The following is a 19,962-nucleotide window of genomic DNA, read 5'->3' as shown; positions in this document are numbered from 1 at the left end:
TTGCTTTAATATTGCGTTAATATATGCCTTAGTTTGATAGAGTGTGTCAATAAAGAGGCTATTCTTGAGAGAGTAGCCTTTTTTGCTAGGTTTGAGGACTATCTGTGACTTTAACGAATTACTTCAATATTCTTTATTTCACTCTGACATTCTTAAACTGAGCGACCCCATCTAAACTGCCAAACACGCTTTTAGGTTGCGCCTTTAACTGAACCGTCTTATTAGGTAGTTTTACGGTAATGCCTTGATTATTGATTTTATAGAGCACAGGTCTGTTGGTGAAGCTCAGTGTTTTCTTTGTTTTATCATAGTCAAACTGTCCTTCATAAAGCAGCTCAATTCGGCCTTCCTCATCTGCAAAAGCATAATATAATTGCTCGCTGCCATCTTTATACTGACTATCGAGCACCATTTTTTTATTATTATCTACTATCAGCATGTAGATATAGGGCAATGGATTTTCTGCTTGTTCGGCATAAGGTGGTAGCATTTCATAATTCTCGACCTTCATTTTGCCATTGATTTTTTTGCTTTCAGTAATAGATAGCAGACTTCTGTTATTCCACTCTTCCTCAATGATACGGACAACGACTGGTTCATCATTGATGACCTTAAACTCTTTAAACTGATGCCATGCCGCGCCACTTTTGCTCATAGTGCTCAAAATTTCACTGTCTTTATCAATGTCAAAAAAACCACAGTATCCTTGTGCCAGCTCCGTAAATCCATCACTATGCACGAAAGTATTATCTTCTTTTAAATAGACTTGGTAAGAAGGTCCACCATAACAGCCGTTGCGCCCATCTCTTAGTGCTAAGTCTTTTTGATCATCAAAATTAAAATCATCGTATATCAGCACGCTATGCTCGCCATAATGCCTATTGGCAATATTAGCGCTAATTTTTTCACCTAGCTGACGCGCTTTACTGTTGTCTAACTCATATTCAATATCGAGACTGGCGGGCTGACTGATAAGGGTTTGCCCAGTTTTTGCATTGATAACGTTAATGATACTGTTTGACTCGCTGTCTTCATCCTCTATTGCTGTAATGCTGGCAGAATAATCATCAGAGAATTCTTGAACCTGATAATGTTGATTTGAGGCTTGAGCCAAAGCTGGCAATATTGACGCAAAAACAAGCAAGCCACTTGCTATTGTCGTTGCTCTGACTGCTCTTTTAAACAAGACCTTAGATAGAATATTGCTAGACATTGGGTACTCCTTATTTGCTTATTTTTTATTATCATAAACTTTATAAAACCATATAAACCACTCATTAGCTATTGTTAGGCACAAAAAAAGGCGCTATTTAAGCGCCCTGTTTATATCATTAACTTTGATGGCTTTGTAAACCATTATTGAGTCAATACCCATTCACCATTCACATCGTTCACCTTAAAAGCGCCACTATCGGTACGACTTTTACCACCAATGGTTTGCGTCACGTCAGCAGTGCACAGATAAGTATTGTCACCTTCGGTAGTATCGCAGCTGACGTTATCCACGCTCTCTAAGGTAGGCATCATGCCCTGCATCATACCACTCATAGCCTGTGCTGTCTCATTACTGCCAGCTTGTGACATTGCATCATCCATCATGCTATGAGCTTGGTCATATTGAGATTGGATAAGCTCTTCTACATCGCTTTCAGAAGGGCCACTAGAGCAAGCGGCAAAGAGTGGAGTCAATACAGCGATAATCGCTAATTTTTTTATACTTCTCATAATGCTCTCATTTCAATTAGGTAGTGCTCAAAGTATACCTAAACACAATATAAAACCCAACATAATTTCTTTTCTAATAGTACAACCTTTCATGATTAGCCGTTTAATTTTGCCAGTAAACTTACCTTGATAATTTAATACAAGCTTATAACTCCAAGCTAATTGCAGACAGTCCAATCTCCTTACTGCTATCATGCCCGTATTCTAATAAATAATGAGAGGGTTGCAAAATGGTGACATGGCAAGTTTACCTTTATATTCTACCCGTCGGCTTAGGGATAATGACGTTGGCAGCAAGTTTACTGTTCTTATTTGCTTATCTGATGTCTAATGATAATGCCACGCGCTTACCTGCTTTTAATTGGTTTAAACGCTTGATCATCGTGGCGTTTATATTGCTCAGCGTTGGCTTATTTATGACTTTTGGGTATTTTTGGGGCTCATAAAACCAGCTTTTATGCGTTAATGATTTTTTCAAGCTCTAATAATGCTAAATCCTGACGCTTAGGCTCACCATTATTGCCGTCATCTGGAAACGGCATACTATTGCCATTTAACTGATAACCTCGGCGCTGATAATAAGCTAATAACTCAGGTCGATGACTCAAAATAGACATAGTTAGACGAGTGGGTTGGTCGTTACTTTTTAAATGTCTTTCAGCAAAAGTCTCAGCGGCTTGTAGTATTACATTACCTATACCCAATCCTTGCAGCTTCGGATGTACCGCAAACATACCAATATAAGCTTTGTTATTATGAGCCTTTTTATTTAAATCTGCCTCGACTTTTATATCGACGGCGATACAGGCCAATAGCTCGCCAGTTTCTTCACCATCACGTTCGCCAGTATCGGTTTTTGGATAGACAAAGACATAATGCTTGGGATTGGCAATAACGCTAGTTAATTCTGCTTGCGTAGTACGAATACCACCGACAAGATTGGCCTCGTTGGTCCAGCCTTGGTCTTGCCGATAGCAGAGGTTTAATAGTTGCTCTAGAGCGCCGGTATCGTTAGCAGTCGCTTGGCGTAAAAATACTTTGTCTCTATTGATAGCGTCTGTGTTTTTAGCGTCATTAGTCATCATGCAATTCTCTAGTCTTAACACTTATTTAACATAAAAAAGGCTGACCTAAATCGTTAGGACAGCCTTTATCATAATCAATAAACCAATATTTATCTACGCTGATTTAGCGCGATAACGCATGGGCTTGATCGATAATATCGAAGCCTGCGTTGATTTGGGCACGCGTTGGCGCATGACCACGACGTAATAATTCGCTGAAGGCAATTAACTCTTTATCACGGCCTAAGGAGCTGGCGGCACTAGCACGAGTGTTTTCGCCTTCATCGTCAAAATAGTACTCGATGTAATCTAAGTTATCAGGTGAACCGAAGAGTACACCTTTATCTGGAGTCGCCGCGTGACCGCTATAGCGCAGACTTTTACCATATTGCGCCGTCCAAAAGAAAGGAATACGCTCCTCTAAGCTGCTGACATGATCATCATTTAAGATAGCGCCTGCAGTCACAATACCGTGCTGCAAGGCCACGCGCCAATGCTCAATACGCATCCGTCCCATCTGATTGCTGGCTTTGGCAATATCGCCTAGCGCATAAACGCCATCGCGCAGCTGTAACTCATTATCTACTTGTACGCCATCAGGATCATTAACTTGCTCAAGCAAATCGGTTCGCGGTGCAACCCCTGTACCCAAAATAACCACGTCAGCTTTTATCTCAGTGCCATCAGATAAAGTAACGCCGGTGACTTTATTACTCTTACTATCACCATTAATATCGTCAACATTCGCGCCAAAGGCAAATCTCACGCCATGCTCCTCATGCATCTTTATTAGCACATTGCTGACGCTTTGGGAGACGATATTACTCATCACCCGAGCACTGCGACCCACAACCGTAATAGAGGCGGCCTCGCCTGCTTGCGATAGCGCCGCTGCGGCTTCCATACCGATAAAGCCCGTACCGACGATGACCACATGCTTATCTTGACTCGCTTGTTTGATGTTTTTGGCATCGCTCATGCTGCGTAGCGTAAACACGCCCTCAAGATCCGCACCTTTGAACGGCGGTATTTTAGGTTCTGCGCCGGTAGCGACCACCAAGAAGTCTGCGCTTTGTTTTTCATCATCACCATTATTATCTTTGATAATAATAGCGTTCTCATTGGGCAATACTTCGCTGACTTTTTGATTCAGACGCAATTCAATATTGTTTCTATCGGTCCAGTTTGAGCCGCCTAAGATCAGCTTACTTTCGTCCATTTGTCCGGCTAGAAAGGCTTTTGATAATAAAGGACGGTTATAAGGGGCGGTGTCATCGGCGCTGATTAAGGTTATTTTACCGCCGTAGCCTGTGTGGCGCAGCTGATTGGCGGTCATAAACCCAGCACCCCCCCCACCTACAATAATAGTATGCGTTTCGCTAAGCTGATCATTGTTAGCTCGGTTATTGATATTATTTGAAGTATCAACGATCAGATTATCACCTTCGATCGTAACACTATAGCGAGTCAAACCTTTCATAGCGACCGGCTCTATCAGCGAGCCATCAGTACTATCAAAGGTGCCGTGATGCCAAGGACAAATCACGCGATTACCGCAGCGTAGCCCTTCGCCCAAGTCAGCGCCTGCATGGGTGCATTTACCATCAAAGGCGTTAAACGCATCGCCATCGCGGGTGATTAAAATGATACTATCGTCGTCTTGCTTAAACGACTTCATACCACCATCTGCAATGTCGGCAGTGCTAATAGTTATCTTTTTATTGTCAGTCATAGGTTATCCTTAACGTTTGCTAGTTCATTATTATGTGTTAATAGTAGTTGAGTCTATCTAGCTGATTGTGAAGCTATACTTTTATAATGCTATAGATAAATAAGTACCATTAAAAATAGCGCTACCCTTAATAGTAGCAAGACCACTTAGCTTGCGATGTTTTTTTGTATATCTAGCGCGTTGCAAATCGTAACTTTTCAGCGGTTATCTCAAAACCTAATGGCTTAAAAGTTAATAATTTATGCTACCTTACTTATTTATTAAATCAAAACGCCCTATCCTCTTCTTTATCACTTATCAAACGACTATTTTATGACTGCTATAGATAACCAAAACCTTGACCCTACCACTATCGACTTTGCGGTGGTAACGAATACCGAAAATTTGCCACAGCCAACACTACCGCCTATCAAACAGGCTACTTATAAAGCGAAAACTGAAGATTTTGTAGTGAATGAAATACTCGAACTAGACTTCACTGATGAAGGCGAGCATTTATGGCTACATATAGAAAAATCAGGCATTAATACTGCTTACTTAGCGAAACTGTTATCAGAGTGGGCGGATATTCCCCTGCGCGATGTTGGCTATTCGGGACTCAAAGATCGGCAAGCGCTAACGACGCAGTGGTTTAGTCTGCGGCTGCCTAAAAAACATAAACCCGCTAGCGACTTTGCGCCTGTAGATATAAAAGAGCATGAGACGGTCAAAATCATCGCTGAACACTGGCACAATAAAAAACTGAACCGCGGCACCCATAACGCCAATCAATTTATCATTACTTTACGACATTTAGAGTTTGAGTTTGAGTTTGAAAGTCATGATAAATCATCTATCGAGCAGCATTTGCAGGCCATAGGCAAGACCGGCGTGCCTAATTATTTTGGTCCACAGCGCTTTGGATTCGGCGGCAATAACATACGTGAGGCGCTGAATCTATTTGCTAGACCATTAACCAATACTGCATCTACAAAGAAGAAAAATAAGCGTAAAGGCGCGACGCGCGAGCAAAACTCGATGGAGCTATCGGCAGCGCGAAGCCTGATATTTAATGAGATATTAGCGGCGAGAGTGCGAGATAGTAGTTGGAATACAGGATTAAATGGTGAAGTGTTTAATCTAAATGGCTCAGGCTCGATATTTGCCAGCGAGCACATAGATGAGACTCTGCAAGCGCGAGTGGCAAGCGGTGATATTCATCCAACGGCGGTGATGTGGGGCGTGGGCAATGATAAAGTAACAGGCACTGCCGCTGATATGGAAAATACTGTCGTGCAACAAAATGCTTTATTAGCTGAATTGGCAACAGGACTTGAGCAGCGCGAGGTAAAAGCGCAAAGACGAGCGCTACGCCTGCCGGTCGAGGATTTGAGTTGGCACTGGACAGATGAGCAGACGCTAGTGCTCGACTTTACTTTAACCACAGGTAGCTTTGCCACTAGCGTATTGGCAAGCTTGGTTAGGCATTTAAACGTGCGGTAGCTTATAAACGTTTAAATGCCTATTTCTTGCTACAAAGTTAAAAATTGCGACTTTATACTTCTACTGCTAGTAAATCATTAGCACTGACGACCTCATTGCGCCCTCTATCTTTGGCTTCGTATAGTGCTTTGTCAGCGCTACTGATCAAGTATTGGCAAATATCTTTGGGCAGCTGCTGAATGTCAGACAAGGCATTAGCAGAGCCGCTTGCGTTATTTTGGCTAAATGCTGGTAGTCGCGTGCGCGTTTGCTTCGCTTGCGAGCTGAGTACTGCTTTTTGTTTTAAGACATGCTCTTCTTTTATCACCCCTAGCTCATCAGCCGTTAAGGTATAAATCCCTAAGCTCGCAGTCACTTTGACGCTAGCTTGTTCCTCGGTTTGTATGATGTGTTCAGCGATGCTTTCTCGTAACTGCTCAGCGATGCTTAGAGTCTCGACATGCGCTGTATTAGGGAGAAAAATCAAGAACTCCTCACCGCCATAACGACTAATAATCGCGTCTGTCGCCGCTAGTGAAGCGATTAAAACTTGCGCCACTTCGCGTAATACTTGATCGCCTACTTGATGTCCATAGTTGTCATTAACTTCTTTAAAAAGATCTAAATCTAGTAAAATCACACTATAATCTTGCGTATTGGTCGCTTCTGCTAAGGTCTGCTGCATTTGCGTCAAGCCATAACGGCGGTTATCTAAAGTCGTTAGCTCATCCTTATGAGCATGCTCCAAAATCTCTTTTCTACTCTGATCCAAGATATATAGCAGCTTACGAAAAATATAAACCGTAAAAAGTGCTTTGGGAAGCGCCAAATAGACATGAGTTGAGCGCCAAAAAAAAGTCGATGAACGCTGTAGCTCACTAATATCATCCCAACCTAACGTTTTTTTCGTAAACATAAAAGCGGCAATAGCGTTTTCGATAGTCATAATCTCGTTATAAGTGAGGTAACTATAAATATCAATAAGCGGAGCGATGACAGGCATTTGCCGCAAATTGGGCAAACTGATACCAAAGTAAGGAGAGATAATGGCCAATAGCACTAAAAATATCTGCAATAAAAATATGCGCCAAACATAACGACGCTTTATAAGCATCATCCCCAACATAGCACCGCCAATCAGCGATACGCCAGCGACTAAACTACTATAGCCGACCATGACAATGATAGAAGTGATATAAACCGTGTAGAGTAGAACCAATATAAGCTGCCAGCGCAGTAATAGCTTATAGTTGCTTTTTATGCGCGATAAATAGCCAATCATCCACCATAAAAGAACCCCAGTGACCGTAACACCTAACCAAAGCGGGTAAAACAGATGCATATCGACGTAGGGTCTAACGGTATCTCGGCACAACCATACCACCAAGAACCACAACCAATGTAAAGCAACTTCTATAAAAATAAATAAGGCAAGTAGCGAGGTACGATCTGCTATTTGCCATTCAAATATAATCTGAGAGAGCTTCTTATAGCCTAATTGATATATCGAAATAGCCATGGATACGCAGCCGCATGCAGGTTTTGATAAATAAATCGAGTTTTTTTATTGATATTATCGAATGTACGGTCCTGATACAATCATAAAACGCTCAATAGCTTAAAAAACTAACAGACCTAAGTTTAATATTTATTGAACATTCGGCCTTAAGACTGATAAACGCTCAATAGCTTTAAGTCATTCGCTATTACTGGCGAGATAATGAGTCAAAAGATTGCCAAATCCCTTGCTGCTCCTCATGCAAAGTAGGCACATCACCAAGGCGTCGCCAAGGCATATTACTCCCATGAAAGTCGCTACCTATAGAAGTGGCTAGTTGATGCTCAGCAATAGTGCGATCGACCATACGCCGAGTACTTACTGGCTCACTATTAGCCGGTAGCTCGCAGGCATCGCCGCCAAGCTGGGCAAATTCGCTAATAAGCTTACGCACTCGCGTAGCTGACAGCTGATAGCGGGTAGGATGGGCGAGCACTGCTTTACCGCCGCAAGCATGAATAAGCTCGATACCGCGTGCCATACTTAGTGCCTCAATCGCCACATAAGCCGGTTTGTTATCTGCCAGATACTTGTCAAAAGCCTTCTGTACCGTTTTGACCTCTCCGCGCTCAAACAACACTTGCCCAATATGCGCGCGGCCCACTGCTTGCGGATTATCGCCCGCTTTGGCTAGGACGTCTTGCCACAGCGCATCATAGTTGATATCCAAAAGCTCGCTGAGTTTTTCAGTGATCCGCTGACCGCGTGTCGCACGGCTGTCTTGTAATTGCTGCAAGGTGGCATGCATCTGCTTGCGATCAGCAAAGTCAAGGCCTACTACATGAATGATTTTATTGGTGGATTTGTTTTTGCCATAACCGCCCGTTAGCGTGTGCTCACAGCTAATCTCAACGCCGTTAATCAGCTGCATGCCACAAGCAGTAGCTGCAGCTCTCGCTTCATCGATACCGAGCAGCGTGTCATGATCAGTCAAAGCCAATACCTCAACGCCAGCATTATGAGCACGTTGTACCACCTCAGTAGGCGCATAAGTGCCATCAGAGCAAGTACTATGGCAATGTAAATCTATTTTCATAAAGCGGGCCTTAAAGTTTTATTGTCAGATCAAAATAAAGAAGAAAGGTATGGGTTATATCTGAATTGGTCATATATAGTTATTGCAACGTTGATTGCTTTTGTTTCGTACAGTAGACGTGTAAACTACACTCTACGTTTTTGTTGGACATCCCATCTGCTATGAAAGCCTTATTAGATTTTATTCCCTTAATTGCCTTCTTTGTTGTTGCTAGGCAAAATGGTATTTTGGCAGCGGCAGGCGCTTTGCTTATCGCTACGGTGCTCGTTTATGCCATTCACTTTATTCGCCAAAAAGGCAAGTTCGATAAGCAGCAGTGGGTGGTTTTATTATTGACTATCGTCTTTTGTGGCGGCACCTTGCTGCTACGCGACGACATCTATTTGCGTTGGAAATCCCCTATTATTAATGGCATCTTTGCCTTAACTTTGTTTGTCAGTGCCGCTATCAATAAACCCTTGATGCAGATGGCGATGAAAGAGGTCTTCACTCTGACGATGAGCGGCTGGAAAAAGTTGACTGTCGCTTGGGCTTTATTTTTTGTATTAATGGGGGTACTTCATTATATCACGGCATTTACGATGTCTGATGAGGCTTGGATTAATTTTAAAACCTACGGCTGGATACCTATCATGCTAGTGTTTATTATTGCCCAGTTTGCGGTATTAAAAAACCATATCAATCCGGCCTTAACGGATCAAAAGTCTAAATAGCGCTCATGATTCAATCTCTCGCTCGATACAAAAACGATAAAGCTCATCTTATTATCAGGTGTTTTTTGATGAGCATCGACTATATATGAATAACAGCACTTTCTTAAATGCTAATTTTGACAATAATTAGTCGTTATTATTCACTATTATTCTTAGAGGAACCCTAATGTCCTTATTCGTAATTATTGGTCATGATGTGGCAAATAGCAGCGCCCAGCGTAAGATCACACGCTCAGAACACGTCGAGCGCCTGCAAGCTCTAGATCGCGATAAGCGCTTGGTTATCGCTGGTCCTACGCCTATCGAGTACGGTCTTGAGGCGATGTCGGGCAGTGTTATTATCGCTGATTTTGAGTCTTTGCAAGCAGCGCAAGCTTGGGTTGACGCTGAGCCGTATCTGCGTGATGGCGTTTATAGCCATGTCGATGTCAGACCTTTCATCCACACCCTACCTAGCGATAAGGTTTCGTCATCGTGAGTCAAACGTCCTTAGCGCCAGCTTTTGCTATTAAGTGCGCCCTACTTAGTCTACTGGCTATGGCTTTACTTTTCAGTGCTGTTAGTGCGCAAGCCGCATCAGTAGTACCTTCTACAGAGCCGGCAACAGCACAACCCGAAATAGCGCCAACTGAGGCTGCAACGACAACGACGGTGCGACCAGCTGCTATTATAGATGCCGATGGCAAACCGACGCTAGCCGCCGAGCTACAGCCAACAGATAAAGCACTGTCAGCCGCGAATCAACAGCTACTCAGCCGTAACGCGCAATTGCAACGACAAGTTAATGACTTGCAGACGCAGGCTAATGTCTTAGTGTACGAGAGCAAAGGTCAGCTGTTTTTATACGGTGCCTTTACGGTTTTGATCAGTTTATTGGTCGGCATTTTTATCTCTTGGCTGGTTTTTGTACGCCGAGAGCGCTGGTAGTTTTAAAAAATTTCGATAGTTTCGATAGTTTTGATAACTTTAAGCGTCCCTATCTCTTACTAACACTGCTAAGTTATTTTATAAATTGAGCTGATATCGATTGTTATGTCAGCTATTTCCTTTCTTATTCCTCTCATCTATTGAGATCCCTATGTCTACCAATGTTACCGACACTAGCGCTTATCCAAATGTGATTATTCCTGCTAATATAGCATGGCAGAGTGATGATAGCGGTAACCGTGTGCCGGTATCTGGCGAGTTTGGCGATGTCTATTTTTCTAATGCTGATGGCTTAGCAGAGTCGCGTTATGTCTTTATTGAGGGCAATCAGCTTACTGAGCGCTTGACAAATCTTAGAGCTAATCAGTGCTTTACCATCGCAGAATTAGGTTTTGGCACCGGTCTTAATCTGCTAGCCGTCTGGCGACTATGGCAGCAACTGCGAGGCACTCATACAAACCTAGCAACAGCGCGTCTACATTTTATCACTACTGAAAAACACCCTATTACGCTCGAAGACTTACGGCAGATATTGGGCTTATGGAGCGTGCGCGCGCCTGAGCTGGCACAAAACATTGAGCGCTTTTTAGCTATATATCCTAGCCTTATCGAAGGCTGTCATCGTCTGCATTTTGAGGAAGATAATCTCACGGTAGATATTTGGCTTGGCGAAGCCCAGAGTAGTCTAGCTAAATTAGCAACGGACACTGCAGATACTGAAACTAGAAGCAATAAACCGCAAGTAGACGCTTGGTTTTTAGATGGTTTTGCCCCTTCTTGCAATGAATCGCTGTGGGCAGCGACTATTTTCGCGCAATTACAGCGTATCTCGGCGGTTGGCACGACTGCGGCAACGTATAGCTGTGCGGGAGTCGTCAAACGCGGTTTACAAGAGTACGGCTTTACGATAAACAAAGTCAAAGGCTTTGGCCGTAAGCGTGAGATGCTGACTGCGAGAGTCAGTGAGAGCTTGCCGACAACTCCTACTCAAGATAACTCTAACCGAAGCTCTACCTTAGACAACAATCACTATATCGTTATTGGTGCTGGCGTTGCAGGATTAATGATGGCTTGGTCATTAGTCAATCGCGGTATCAAAGTCACTTTACTCGATAAAACAGCGCCGTTAGCAGGCGCATCGGGTAATCCGCGTGCCCTGCTCGCGCCGAAGATGACACCTGTCCATCATGTCGATGAGCACCTGCATACCATCGGTTATCTCTATAGTAGTCGCCTCTATCATCAGCTTAACGAACAAGCAAAAAAGCAGGATATCGTACCTATTATTGAGCCAACAGCGGCGCTTGATCTATTATTAAAGGCCAATATCGACAGTACTCAAATCGCTGATTATCCTGATGATTTAGCGACGACCTTACCGGCTAGCGAAGCAGAGGTATTATCAGGATTAACGGCGCAAGACTTGACCGAAAACTTGTATTTGCCGCAATCAGGGCTCGTCAATCCGCAAGCTTTAAAATATATTATTCTGAGTCATCCGCTGATCAGTTTCATGCGCTTAGAAGTAACTGAAATAGATGAGGGAAAAAATAATATCAGTGTTATCGGTTATGATCACAAAGAACAAAGTGCTAACCAGATAGCGCTGCAAGCAGATAATGTGGTGATTTGCGCGGCGTTTGAAAGTCATTATTTAGACAAGCGTATCTTTGATTGTCGTAAGATACGCGGGCAGCTGTCTTGGTTTACGCCAACTCCTGAACAGCTCGCCAGCCTGCCGAAACTACCGCTTAAGTATGGCGGTTATTGTAGTCTTTTTACGCCAAAAGCTGGTGATGCGAAGCTAAACGCAGTAATAGAAGGCCAGCCGCAGTTTTTACTAGGCGCAAGCTTTGTACGTAATGACACCGACACTGGTATTCGTGCAAACGAGCATGAAGTTAGCCGAAATAAACTAATTGAAGCCATTCCTGAGCTTGATATTATTGTTCCGAGCGATACACAGTCTTGGCAAGCCCGTGCAGGCGTACGCACACAGACGCCGGACTATCATCCTATCATCGGACAACTAGCAGACAGTCAGCGCATATGGGTCATGAGTGCGATGGGCGCGAAAGGCTATGCTTTTGCACCGATATGTGCCGAGGCTTTGGCTGATATCATGCTAGGAGCGTTTGCACCTTTGTCTAGCGAGATGCTCGGCAAATTGTCGCCCGATCGTGCACGCCTGCAAACGCCACTCACTTCATAGCGAGACCATCTGATGGCTTATCAACAAACCACTCTAACCCTATCCGCTTACGCTCGCGGTATTCATATCATCACGCCGCAGATTAACCAAGCTATCGATCAGCTGATATCAACAGAGACAAAAACGGGCTTAGTGCATTTATTTTTGCAGCATACCTCAGCCAGCCTAGCTATTAATGAAAACGCCGACCCTGATGTGCGCTGGGATACTGAGGATTGGCTCAATAACATTGCACCCGCTGATCAACCTCAGTATCGTCATACGCTTGAGGGCTCTGATGATTTGCCGGCACACTTTAAGAGTATGATGTTTGGCGTGAGCTTGACCATACCGCTAGTGAATGGATCATTAGGGCTAGGCACTTGGCAAGGAATTTATTTGTGTGAGCATAGGGATTATGGAGGCTCGCGCCGAGTCGTTATTACGGTCAGCAGTTGAGTTTATACAAAGAAAAATGGCTAGATAAATAAATGGTTAGCTCAATAATAGTGTGTTTAAATTTAAGTAATCTGTTACGAGCTACAGCGCCTCCATTATTAATAATAAGATACCAACTATGAAAAATTCATCTAAGATTCAAGCTAAAACTTGCCTGCTACCCATTATCGCGTTAAGTTTATCAAGCTTAGCATTGACAGCTTGTCAACAAGAGCCGGAAACTGACACCGTAGTGGTAGAAGAATCAGCAGCACCTGTAGCCACTCCTGATGCAGAAACCGTCGTCAATAATGAAGCAGACCAACAAACTGAGGCTACAACTATAGAAGATACGCCAAGCGAGCGCGATGTTGAGCTTAAGTCACTTGAGAATAATCTTGGTGCAGCAGGCGTGACTCCCAATGCCGAAATGACAACACCTAGTCCTGAGCAAGCGATAAAGGGCACGCAAATTACCGATGTAGAGTATCGAAGTGCGTCAGGTGAGAGCTTATCCGTAGTTTTTGAGACCTCGGCAACAGGCGTGCTAAATGCTATTGTTACCCTGCCTAATAAAGCAAAAGTGACGTTAAGTGCGCCTGAAGGCCAAGGCAACAACCCAACTTATCGCTCCAAGGACGGCAGCATAGAGCTGGTCAGTCATGGCGGTGGTAGTAGTATAGATGTGCTGCAGAATGGCAAAATCACAAGTTATGAGGCGACTAGCGCTGAGGCGGAGGTAGTGACTCAGACTTAAGGTATAGCGCTAATTAAATGACAAAAGACTAAGCAATATTCAGCTTATTAAAACAGACCAATTAACCACTTGATTATTGTCCAAAGTCCCAACACCACAAAAATAATAATAATGAGCCCTAAAATATCAGGAATATGTAGATAGAGCCAAGCGACAACCGGATTACGCCAAAAACCACTTTGCCGCTGTTTATCCTCTAAGCTCTGATGTAGAAATGGCCGATCCATATGGGTGGTCTCAGTAATGCCGTACTCGTCTTGCAAATGCTGATGCACGATAGTCAAAGTCTTGCGACTCGGACGAATAAAGATATCGAGTAAAGTACCAATACCAGGCACGATACCCACTACGGTATCGACCAACGCTAGTTGCACCGCTGGCGTCATCTTGCTGGCTGGAACCCCTAACTGCCGTCCTAAAATAAAGGCGTAACTGGTCAATATCAGTCCCGCTATATCGCCTGCTAGCGGAATAGTTGACAGCGCCGCATCCGCGCCTAGGCCTTGCTGAGTGAAAGGAATGCGCACCACCGAGTCCATGGTATTGGCAAACTTTGCGAGTTTGCGCTCAGTAGCGATGACTTGCTCGCGGGTTAAACCGTGCTCAGCTAAATTGATCTCATAAGCCGTTTGCACCTCATTCACTGCTGGCTTTTTAGTCGAGTAGCGCTTTAGTGATTTGGATAATTTACCCATTGAAGGTCGTCCATAGACAAGCGATAGCAGTTAAGGCAAAGACGTAACGTCCGACCCAGATATTGGCCAAAAAAGCTTGAAAACAAGGTATCGGCTGGCGACTAGCGCAAGCGTTGTTTTGCTTAGCGAACATCATCGCCACTAATGCCAAACCAAAGACCGGAACGATATTCAAGCTCGTTGGCGCAAAATAGTGCCACAATACCACGCCCATTATTAATAAAAAGAGTACTTGCAGGATAGAGATGATCACGATATCGAACCGGCCAAAGAGTATCGCGGTGGATTTAACCCCTATCCTTAGATCGTCTTCACGATCCGCCATCGCGTATTGAGTATCATAAGCCACCGTCCAGCACATATAAGCGATAAACAGTAACCAAGCCCAAATATCGGGCGCGCCTTGCACCGCCACATAAGCCATCGGTATCGCCCAACCAAAGGCCGCCGCCAAAAACACTTGCGGCAAGTGGGTAAAGCGCTTCATAAACGGGTAAATAAAAGCCAGTACCACCGCGCCTAATGACCAATAAAATACTACTATCGGTAAGAAAAACAACAGACCAGCACTCAGCATCACTAATACTAAAAACGCTGCTATCGCCTCACGACCAGAAAGCCGACCATCGGCAAGCGGACGACCTTTCGTACGCGTCACATGACCATCTACTTTACGATCGGCAAAGTCATTAATGGCGCAGCCTGCCGCCCGCATCAAAATCGCTCCAAGCGCAAAGATAATAAATACGCGCAAACTCGGCAGACCGGATACTGAGCCCTGCTGCTGAGCCTGACCCATAGCGGCTAGCATCACGCCCCAAAGCGTCGGCCATAGCAATAGCTCAATACCGACTGGCTTATCAAAACGGGTCAATTGCATATAAGCGTGTAGCTTTTGTTTTAGGCTCAAGTCTAAAGACGTACTACTCATAACTTTCATGCTCTTTACAGGTTTTCATACAGACGATTGGCTTCGATCAATGACAGCTCAGGATACTGCTTACGCAGCGCCTTAATTGCTGCGACTTTGTTGCCTTGGACGTTTTGTTGACGCAGATAAGTCATATATTCTTGCGGGCTACGCAGCTTTCTTAGCTCACCTTCTAAACGCAAAATACGGGTGCGCAGGATAATATTAATGAGTAGTAATACTGCTCCTACCGCCCAAATAATAATGGTTAACATCGCTCTCTCCTAAGCTGAATGCTACTAAACAAAATATCCATCAAAGCGGACTGCCGCATTATGCCAACTCTCATCGGGGCTTTGCCTAGCCAAATATGGCGCTTGCTGCGGACGCTTGATGATAACTCGGCCGTGTCCTTCTTTATTATCGGCCACCACGGCCTGCGCTTTGTTTAGTAACCCTATCTCTTCGTCTAAAGTGGGCGGACAAGCTAGATGATGCAGCGCTTGCATCTGCTTACCTACCTTTGCACCTTTGCCGGTTTTGCTGTCTTGGTAGCTATCCTCAGGGAACATCGGATCTAAATAAACGACGTTAACATTTGCTGCTTGCCCAGTAGCGCCCTTCTGCAATTGAGTAAAATAACTTAGCGCATCCGTGTTGATAATAGTCAACCGCGCCATCAGCTTTTGCCAATTAGGCTGCGCACTCATGCGCTGCTGCTCGCTCAATAATAACAGTGCCATCAGCGGTTGCTGTTCTAGCATCGTCACCTCTGCACCCGTGCTCGCTAGTATCAAGCTATCATGGCCGAAACCTGCGGTCGCGTCTAACACTTGACTGTCTGCGCTGATTTTTGCCGCCTTTAGAATCAACTCAGACTTGCGCCCGGCGCTCACTACGCGCCGCTGTAATTTATCCCACTCTGGCGCTACGCTTAGAGCACCGCTTAATAAAGATAGCTTATTTTTGTTATCCAACAACAAAGCAGCTTTATCGCCCTCACTGTTTAATTCTGCTAGCCGCTGTTTGATTTTACCTTCAATGAGCTCTAAATCGAGTATTATCGGCAGTTTATTGTCAGCGATTAAGGTCTGCAAGCGCTCAACAGCTAACAGCTGCGACTCGTTGACATAAAAAAGTTGTATAGAATTATCCTGCAAATTGATACCCAAACACCCAAGCCGCTAGTAACACGATAACTCCGGTGACAATACGTAGCCAAGCAAAAATAGTAAAGTCGCGGCGGCTGACCCACGCCACGAGCCAGCGAATACAAAGTAACGCCACGATAAAGGACACTATCGTGCCTATCGCTAATACCAGCCAATCCTCACTACTGGCTAGTACTTCATGGTGTTTAGCTAAATCAAGCAAGCCTGCGCCAACGATCACTGGTATACCTAAAAAGAAGGAAAACTCCGCCGAGGCCTTACGCGAAACACCAAGCCAGAGCGCACCAATAATAGTCGCACCTGAGCGTGAGGTACCTGGTATCAAAGCTAAACACTGAAATAGACCTATCATTATCGCGGTCTTAAAGCCAACCTCTTCTGCTTCTTTAGCAATAATTGTTTTCGGGCGCTTTTCTACATAGAATATCAGCAGACCACCAATAATCAGCATAATAGCGACGACGATAGGATTAAACAGGTACGCTTTGATCTGATCGGCAAAAGTAAAGCCGACGATCATCACTGGAATGGTCGCAATAATCAGGCTTAAACCCAGCTGACGCGGATTAGCCATAGTATCTGACTTACCGGTAATGAGCCCCATCAGCGCTTGCCACAGTCTGCCCCAATAGTCGTAGATGACCGCAAGGATAGCTCCTAGCTGCACGACGACGACGAATAGGTCGACCTTATCTTTCGTCCAAAAACCCATGATATCAGCGGATAAAATCAGATAGCCGGTGCTAGAGATGGGTAAAAATTCAGTGATACCTTCGACGATACCCATGATGACGGCTTGAAGTAATAAAATGATATCCACGTTCACTTTCCTAGCGACAGACTCAGCGCCTGCTTTGTATGATAATATTAAAGGTTATTTTTGTTCGCAGAATGCCAGTCCCTAATTGATCAGACGTTAAGCCTTGCCTTGTTCTTTTAAGGTTTTCCATGCTTGATTGCGTAGGTATTTCGGTAACGCCCCAGCCGCTTGTGTGCCACCATCGCTCATAAATTGGGTGATGCCAATTTGGCCAATAGTGATCGCATCTGGCCAAACATCCTCGTGAGTGACTTGCCTATCATGCAAAGTTAGCAAGCTTGCGCCATTGCTTACTAACGGCAAATTAAGCTCAGTTTGACGCTCATAATCCATTAAGCGCTCGGTACTGTCCTCTTCATTCGCATCCGTGTCAATGCTATTGAATACGGGCCGCATCATGGGGTTATCACTGTCGTTATCTGCTAGCGCATACTCTCCAAAATACACTTGCTGCATGCGCGCATCAAGAGCGCTATAAACGTGCGTTAAGCCGTATTGCTTATATGCAGTCTGCGCGATAGCTTGTAGGCTCGATACACCAATACAAGGAAGATCATGCGCGACCGATAGCGCTTGCACCACCGCCGTATTAATACGAATGCCACTGAAAGCGCCTGGGCCGCGATTAAATATCAAGGCCTGTATATCGCTAAGCTGAATGTCGCTAGCCTGCAAAGCCGCCTCTATCATCGGCAGTATTTGCCGTGTTTGCTCACGTTTGCCTTTTTCGGTTTGGTTAAAGACAACTTTACCTTCGCCATCCAATATGGCGACCGAACATTGATCAAACACGGTGTCCATAGCTAAAAACATGATAACCTCAGCTTATCTTAAAGACTTCGTTATTTCGCTGGCAAATTGACAGCTTAAAATAGCGCTTATCATAACATAAAGCCTCAAAGCTAAAGCTAGCTTTGAGGCTTTGTTATGCATCATTATAACGGTTGTTAAAAGCGCTTTTTAAAGCCTTTTGGCATTTGATTTTGCATCTCTTGCATCTGCTTTTGCATGTCTTCCGCGCTTGGCATATTATTGGGATCTAGTCCCATCTGCTTGGCCATTTCGGCTTGATTGACATTTTTCATGCCGCCTGCACCTTGCCCTTTAGCATTGTTACCGCCGCCGAATAACGGGCCGCCGCCACCAGATGCGCCGCCACCGCCCATCAAACCTTGCATGGACTTCATCATCTTGCCGATACCTTCAGGTTTCGAGATCATTTTCATCATCTTAGCCATTTGCTTATGCTGCTTTAAGAGACGATTGACGTCTTGAATCTCGCGGCCTGAGCCTGCAGCGATACGGCGCTTACGACTCGGGTTAATCTTATCAGGGTGTTTACGCTCAAAAGGCGTCATCGAATTAATCAAGGCTTCCATTTCGCGTACCTTCTCTTCAGGCTTCGCATCTTCAACGGCCTTTTGCATGTCAGAGCCGCCCATACCCGGCATCTTATCTAAAAACCCTGCCATGCCGCCCATGCTCTTCATTTGCTGAAACTGGGTCAATAGATCCTCAAGGTCGAAGTCACCGCCCTTTTGCATCTTTTTCGCCATTTTTTCGGCTTTATCACGGTCAATCTTTTGCTCGACCTCTTCAACCAGACTCAGTACGTCGCCCATGCCAAGGATACGTTGAGCAATACGCTCAGGATGGAAGGCCTCAAGCGCGTCTAACTGCTCACCGCGGCCCAAGAACTTGATAGGCTTGCCAGTGATAGCGCGTACCGACAAGGCCGCACCGCCGCGCGCATCACCATCGGTTTTGGTGAGGATAACACCCGTTAGTGGTAGCGCGTCGTTAAAGGCTTTGGCAGTATTGGCCGCATCTTGACCGGTCATCGCATCGACGACGAACAGCGTCTCAGACGGATTGACCGCCGCAGTCAGCGCCTTAATTTCGTTCATCATCGCCTCATCGATCGCAAGGCGGCCGGCGGTATCGATGATCAAGATATCTTGATATTGAATTTTCGCCTCTTCGATCGCGCGCTTGGCAATATCAATCGGATCTTCTTCCACCGTAGAATTGACAAACTTAGCATTCACTTGGCCGGCGACTTGCTCAAGCTGCTTAATCGCTGCCGGACGATAGACGTCGGCTGAGACTAGCATGACTTTCTTCTTTTGCCGCTCTTGTAGATATTTAGCCAACTTACCGGCGGTGGTGGTTTTACCCGCACCTTGCAGACCGGCGAGCAAGTAAACGACCGGCGGTTTGCCTGTCATCTCAAGCGTTTGGTTGGCGCTGCCCATCATCTCGGTCAGCTCGTCATGGACGATTTTGACAAAGGCTTGTCCTGGCGCTAGCTCTTTGAGCACCTCTGCGCCTAGTGCTTGCTCTTTGACGCGCTTAACAAAGTCGCGAGTTACTGGCAGCGCCACATCGGCCTCTAATAGCGCCATGCGCACTTCGCGCAGCGTGTCCTTGATATTGTCTTCGGTAAGCTGTCCGGTACCAGCGATATTGCGCAAACTCGATGATAAGCGTTCGGTTAAGGTATCAAACATAAGTATGTCTCGTATTTCAGTGAATGTTTTATTGTGTTCTGTGTTCTGTGTTCTGTAGCTTATAGCAGAAAAATTATTAATAAATAAATAAGGGTTTTGGCTTTATAGGCTAGCTTTGTGCATCAGCGGTAATAAGCAATTGCTCGTTCGACTCAACATAAAAATCATACAGCGGGACTAGAATGAAGGTTTTGAGGCTTATTGCAAAAAGAATAAATGAGATGATCCTCAATTAGGGACCATTTTATGATAA

At 44.8% G+C, this 19,962-nt stretch carries 21 protein-coding genes; 8 read left to right on the top strand and 13 right to left on the bottom strand.

Going from position 1 to position 19,962, the window contains the following annotated elements; all coding sequences use genetic code 11:
* Nucleotides 1-133: 133 nt before the first annotated feature.
* On the bottom strand, nucleotides 134-1,213 hold the full coding sequence (locus ACS8FD_RS02615; RefSeq protein ID WP_439274318.1) for an XAC2610-related protein: 1,080 nt from the start codon (nucleotides 1,211-1,213) through the stop codon (nucleotides 134-136).
* 143 nt (nucleotides 1,214-1,356) lie between these two features.
* A complete protein-coding gene (locus tag ACS8FD_RS02610; protein WP_439274317.1) occupies nucleotides 1,357-1,725 on the bottom strand; it encodes a hypothetical protein in 369 nt (122 codons plus the stop codon).
* A 230-nt stretch (nucleotides 1,726-1,955) separates the two neighbouring features.
* Between ACS8FD_RS02610 and ACS8FD_RS02605 the strand changes: the two genes are divergently transcribed.
* The gene (locus ACS8FD_RS02605; RefSeq protein WP_439274316.1) at nucleotides 1,956-2,171 is read left to right on the top strand and encodes a hypothetical protein; all 216 of its coding nucleotides are present in this window, start codon (nucleotides 1,956-1,958) and stop codon (nucleotides 2,169-2,171) included.
* Nucleotides 2,172-2,180: 9 nt separating this feature from the next.
* On the opposite strand, the gene ACS8FD_RS02600 is transcribed toward ACS8FD_RS02605, so the two are convergent.
* Together ACS8FD_RS02600 and ACS8FD_RS02595 are read right to left on the bottom strand one after the other, a co-directional pair.
* Nucleotides 2,181-2,810 carry a GNAT family N-acetyltransferase gene (locus ACS8FD_RS02600; protein ID WP_439274315.1) on the bottom strand — a complete coding sequence of 210 codons (630 nt, stop codon included), beginning with the start codon at nucleotides 2,808-2,810 and terminating at the stop codon, nucleotides 2,181-2,183.
* Between the two features lie 103 nt (nucleotides 2,811-2,913).
* A complete protein-coding gene (locus tag ACS8FD_RS02595) occupies nucleotides 2,914-4,521 on the bottom strand; it encodes an FAD-dependent oxidoreductase (RefSeq protein ID WP_439274314.1) in 1,608 nt (535 codons plus the stop codon).
* A 312-nt stretch (nucleotides 4,522-4,833) separates the two neighbouring features.
* On the opposite strand from ACS8FD_RS02595, the gene truD reads away from it, so the two are divergent.
* Nucleotides 4,834-6,003, top strand: a complete 1,170-nt coding sequence (truD, locus tag ACS8FD_RS02590) for a tRNA pseudouridine(13) synthase TruD (protein WP_439274313.1) — start codon at nucleotides 4,834-4,836, stop codon at nucleotides 6,001-6,003.
* Nucleotides 6,004-6,055: 52 nt separating this feature from the next.
* Here truD and ACS8FD_RS02585 read toward each other — a convergent pair whose 3' ends face one another.
* Together ACS8FD_RS02585 and ACS8FD_RS02580 are read right to left on the bottom strand one after the other, a co-directional pair.
* Complete coding sequence (locus tag ACS8FD_RS02585) at nucleotides 6,056-7,501, bottom strand: GGDEF domain-containing protein (RefSeq protein WP_439274312.1); 1,446 nt, start codon at nucleotides 7,499-7,501, stop codon at nucleotides 6,056-6,058.
* 187 nt (nucleotides 7,502-7,688) lie between these two features.
* Nucleotides 7,689-8,576, bottom strand: coding sequence for a PHP domain-containing protein (locus tag ACS8FD_RS02580; protein WP_439274311.1), 888 nt, complete (start codon nucleotides 8,574-8,576; stop codon nucleotides 7,689-7,691).
* A 161-nt stretch (nucleotides 8,577-8,737) separates the two neighbouring features.
* Here ACS8FD_RS02580 and ispZ point away from each other — a divergent pair, with 161 nt between their 5' ends.
* The 6 genes from ispZ to ACS8FD_RS02550 all read left to right on the top strand — a co-directional run bounded on the left by ispZ (nucleotide 8,738) and on the right by ACS8FD_RS02550 (nucleotide 13,602).
* Nucleotides 8,738-9,289 carry a septation protein IspZ gene (gene ispZ / locus ACS8FD_RS02575; protein ID WP_439274310.1) on the top strand — a complete coding sequence of 184 codons (552 nt, stop codon included), beginning with the start codon at nucleotides 8,738-8,740 and terminating at the stop codon, nucleotides 9,287-9,289.
* Between the two features lie 166 nt (nucleotides 9,290-9,455).
* Nucleotides 9,456-9,767 (top strand): YciI family protein, encoded by a 312-nt coding sequence (locus tag ACS8FD_RS02570; RefSeq protein WP_439274309.1) that lies wholly within the window; start codon nucleotides 9,456-9,458, stop codon nucleotides 9,765-9,767.
* Entirely contained in the window at nucleotides 9,764-10,216 is a 453-nt protein-coding gene (locus ACS8FD_RS02565; protein WP_439274308.1) for a hypothetical protein, read from the top strand. Before ACS8FD_RS02570 ends, ACS8FD_RS02565 begins: the two co-directional genes overlap by 4 nt.
* Nucleotides 10,217-10,367: 151 nt before the next feature.
* Nucleotides 10,368-12,428 (top strand): FAD-dependent 5-carboxymethylaminomethyl-2-thiouridine(34) oxidoreductase MnmC, encoded by a 2,061-nt coding sequence (gene mnmC, locus ACS8FD_RS02560; protein WP_439274307.1) that lies wholly within the window; start codon nucleotides 10,368-10,370, stop codon nucleotides 12,426-12,428.
* 12 nt (nucleotides 12,429-12,440) lie between these two features.
* Nucleotides 12,441-12,866 carry a secondary thiamine-phosphate synthase enzyme YjbQ gene (locus tag ACS8FD_RS02555; protein ID WP_439274306.1) on the top strand — a complete coding sequence of 142 codons (426 nt, stop codon included), beginning with the start codon at nucleotides 12,441-12,443 and terminating at the stop codon, nucleotides 12,864-12,866.
* 118 nt (nucleotides 12,867-12,984) lie between these two features.
* Nucleotides 12,985-13,602, top strand: a complete 618-nt coding sequence (locus ACS8FD_RS02550) for a hypothetical protein (RefSeq protein WP_439274305.1) — start codon at nucleotides 12,985-12,987, stop codon at nucleotides 13,600-13,602.
* A 47-nt stretch (nucleotides 13,603-13,649) separates the two neighbouring features.
* Here the strand turns inward: ACS8FD_RS02550 and ACS8FD_RS02545 are convergent, their stop codons facing one another.
* The 7 genes from ACS8FD_RS02545 to ffh all read right to left on the bottom strand — a co-directional run bounded on the left by ACS8FD_RS02545 (nucleotide 13,650) and on the right by ffh (nucleotide 19,709).
* Complete coding sequence (locus ACS8FD_RS02545) at nucleotides 13,650-14,297, bottom strand: DUF4112 domain-containing protein (RefSeq protein ID WP_439274304.1); 648 nt, start codon at nucleotides 14,295-14,297, stop codon at nucleotides 13,650-13,652.
* Entirely contained in the window at nucleotides 14,290-15,228 is a 939-nt protein-coding gene (ubiA, locus tag ACS8FD_RS02540) for a 4-hydroxybenzoate octaprenyltransferase (protein ID WP_439274303.1), read from the bottom strand. The genes ACS8FD_RS02545 and ubiA overlap by 8 nt, the downstream gene beginning before the upstream one ends.
* A 14-nt stretch (nucleotides 15,229-15,242) precedes the next feature.
* Nucleotides 15,243-15,482: a hypothetical protein gene (locus ACS8FD_RS02535; protein ID WP_439274302.1), complete on the bottom strand. Its 240-nt coding sequence runs from the start codon at nucleotides 15,480-15,482 to the stop codon at nucleotides 15,243-15,245.
* Between the two features lie 24 nt (nucleotides 15,483-15,506).
* Nucleotides 15,507-16,379, bottom strand: coding sequence for a class I SAM-dependent methyltransferase (locus tag ACS8FD_RS02530; RefSeq protein ID WP_439274301.1), 873 nt, complete (start codon nucleotides 16,377-16,379; stop codon nucleotides 15,507-15,509).
* Nucleotides 16,357-17,199, bottom strand: coding sequence for an undecaprenyl-diphosphate phosphatase (locus ACS8FD_RS02525; RefSeq protein ID WP_439274300.1), 843 nt, complete (start codon nucleotides 17,197-17,199; stop codon nucleotides 16,357-16,359). The genes ACS8FD_RS02530 and ACS8FD_RS02525 overlap by 23 nt, the downstream gene beginning before the upstream one ends.
* Nucleotides 17,200-17,295: 96 nt before the next feature.
* Nucleotides 17,296-18,012 carry a tRNA (adenosine(37)-N6)-threonylcarbamoyltransferase complex dimerization subunit type 1 TsaB gene (gene tsaB / locus ACS8FD_RS02520; RefSeq protein ID WP_439274299.1) on the bottom strand — a complete coding sequence of 239 codons (717 nt, stop codon included), beginning with the start codon at nucleotides 18,010-18,012 and terminating at the stop codon, nucleotides 17,296-17,298.
* A 134-nt stretch (nucleotides 18,013-18,146) separates the two neighbouring features.
* Nucleotides 18,147-19,709, bottom strand: a complete 1,563-nt coding sequence (ffh, locus tag ACS8FD_RS02515; RefSeq protein WP_439274298.1) for a signal recognition particle protein — start codon at nucleotides 19,707-19,709, stop codon at nucleotides 18,147-18,149.
* Nucleotides 19,710-19,962: the final 253 nt, after the last annotated feature.

It is taken from the genome of Psychrobacter sp. 1U2, assembly GCF_051847575.1.
Note: the sequence above shows the minus strand (reverse complement) of the source record. Positions and strands in the feature narration are given on the sequence as shown.